Annotated in this window: 1 protein-coding gene and 1 pseudogene; both read left to right on the top strand. The window is 75.4% G+C overall.

From position 1 onward, the window contains the following. A partial coding sequence (locus PKE44_RS18050) for a hypothetical protein (protein WP_324554017.1) occupies positions 1 to 1,542 on the top strand: 1,542 nt, incomplete at its 5' end. Continuing rightward, positions 1,539 to 2,610: pseudogene (locus tag PKE44_RS18045) on the top strand (ATP-binding protein); the annotation flags it as partial. The gene PKE44_RS18050 and the pseudogene PKE44_RS18045, both read left to right, overlap by 4 nt.

Raw genomic sequence — 2,610 nt, 5'->3', positions numbered from 1 at the left:
GTCGTGCGCGGGGCCGCGGCCGGTACGCTCGCCGCCGCGGCGGGCGTGCGGCTGGCGGCCGAGCTGCGTGCCGCCGTAGCGGGCGATGCACCTTCGGCTGCCGATGCCGGCGCCGTGCGCTTCGCCGGTCCGGCGGCGCTGTACGCCCAGCTTTCGCGCGATCTCGCCGCCGGCCGCGCCGCGCGCTGCTGGTACTGGGCACGCTGGCGACGGCTGTTCGCGCTGCCGGTGACGAGCGCAATCCCCGAACTCTGGCGCGAACAGCCGCTGCGGCTCGCCGCCATCAGCGCCGAACTGGCGCGCAGCGGCGATCTGGCCCGGCTGTGGCGCGCGCTGCCGCCGCACGAGGTACAGAGGCTCGTGCAGACCCTCGCCGCCGCCAGCGGCCTGCCGCCCCCCGCCGAGCCTGCGGCAGGGCGCGACGACGACCCCGCTTCTGCGTCACCGCCACCCGTGCCGCCGCCGGCGCTGCTTTCGCGCTGGCAGCCGGCCTGCCGCGGCCTGCCGGCCAGCGATGCGCGCGTGCGTCTGGCGCTGTATCTGCTGCTGCTCGACTGGCGCCCGGCGCTCGCTGCCGATGCGACGGCGTGCCGGCAGCTGGCGCAGCGGCTGTGCGGGATCGTCGATCCGGAAAGACCAGCGCCACACCGATCCCTGCTGCCGGAGCAGACACATTCGCCGGCCCTCCCCCATCCGGTCGCGGTTGCGGTTACTGCCTCGGCTGCTCACACCGAGCCGGCCAAAGCAGCAGCGATCCATCCGGCATCCACGGACGGGCAAGAAGCGTCGGATTCGCGGACGACTGCCGTAGCGAAGGACGTTTTCGTCACGACGCCGGACTCGCGCCTCGCACCGGTCTCCCGCGAACGCCCCTCCATCGCCGTGCCGGAAACCTGCCCTGCACCGGCTCCCATGCCTGAGCCTGCGGATCGGACCTCCCGCACCTGCCTGCCGGACCCGTCGCCCGGCATCGCCGCCAGCCATGACGCAGGCCGCAGCGGAGCGCTGCGCGAGCCGCCGGCATCGACCGCTGCCCTGTCCTGCTCTGTGCACGCCGACACCGGCGTCGACGACTGGATCGATACCGGCAGCGGCGGCCTGCCGTATCTGCTGAACGTGCTGAATCACCGGCGCGTGCAGACCCTGCTCGGCGGGCTGCACGGTCTCGATGCGCGCGGTGGCGGCTGGCATGCGTGGCTCGTGCTCGGTCGTGCGCTCGGGCTGGCACCCGACGATGGCGTCGGGCGCTGGCTCGAACGGCGCTGGCAGTTGCACGTCGGGCGCGACGAAGCCTGGCAGCCGCAGCCCGGCGATCCGGCGCTGGTGGCGCTGGCCGCGGCGCTGTGCGGGCCGCAGCTCTGGTCGCCGGCGCTGATCGCCGGACCGGGCCGGCTGCGCGCCGATTCCACGCACCTCGACTTCGAACGGCCGCTCGCCGGCGTGCAGCTCGCGGTGCGCCGTGCCGGCCTCGATCTCGATCCGGGCTGGCTGCCCTGGCTCGGGCGCGTGGTCGCGATCCGCTACGTGGAACGCTGGCCGTGAACGCGCCGGCCGTGTCCGGGCTGCCCGGGGAATCGTCGGCGCGGCTGTCGGCCTGGGTGCGCACCGGACTCACGTACTTCGCCGCGCAGTGCTACGACGCGCTGCCCGCGCCGGTCACGCTGCTCGACGCGAGCCCCGGGGACTGGCCGCAGCTCTGCACCGCCGTGCCCGAGGCCGTCGCCACCGCAGCAGACGCGCTGGCGCGGCTGGCGCGCGCGTATCGCTTGCGCCCGGCCGAGCTGTTCCTGATCGCGCTCGCCGGCGAGATCGAGGCCGATTTCCGCGTCGTGCTGGCGATCGCCGAACTGCAGGCGCCGGAGCGCACGGCGCGGCCGGCGCTGCATCTGGCCTGCGCGCTGACCGAAACCCTGTTTCCGCAGCAGAAACGCCTGACGCCGCTCACGCTCGCCGGCTGCACCGCGGTGCGCGCCGGACTGCTCGCGATCGACGGCGACGGTCCGCTGCCGATGCGCAGCCTGCGGCTCGATGCGCGGCTGTGGGCCACGCTCGGCGGGGACGACACGGTCTGGCCGGATACGCAGTGGCTGACGCCGGCCGATGCCGAACTGCCGGCCGCGACCCGCGCCCGGCTCGATCCGCTCGCCCGCGCGCTCGCGGACGGAGATTTCGACGTGCTGGTGCTGCGCGGCATGCCGTACAGCGGCCGCGGACGCTGCGCCGCCGCGCTGGCCGCCCGGCTCGGGCTGCAGGCCTGCGCGATCACGTCCGAACGATGGGCCGCAGATGCCGCGCTGGCGGCGGCCTGCCACTGCTGCGGCTGGCTGCCGGTGCTGCGACCGCGGCTGGCGCCCGGCGAACGCTACGAACCCCCCCGGCATCCGGGCTACGACGGAGCGCTGATCGTGCTGCTCGGCGAGGCCGGAGCGGTCGCCGGCACCCGGGTGTTCGAGGAAACCCTGCCGGCGGCGACCGCCGGCGAGCGCGCGGCAAGCTGGGCCGCAGCCGGCATCCCCGATCCGCCGGCGACCGTACTCGGCGGTCCGGCGATCGCAGCCCTGCTGCGATCGGCCGCCTGGCAGGCCGGTGCGGATCCGGCCGGACGCCTGC

It is taken from the genome of Plasticicumulans sp. (genome assembly GCF_035331805.1).
GTDB lineage: Bacteria > Pseudomonadota > Gammaproteobacteria > Competibacterales > Competibacteraceae > Plasticicumulans.
The sequence above is the reverse complement of the archived record's forward strand: the minus strand, read 5'-3'. Positions and strand labels throughout refer to the sequence as shown.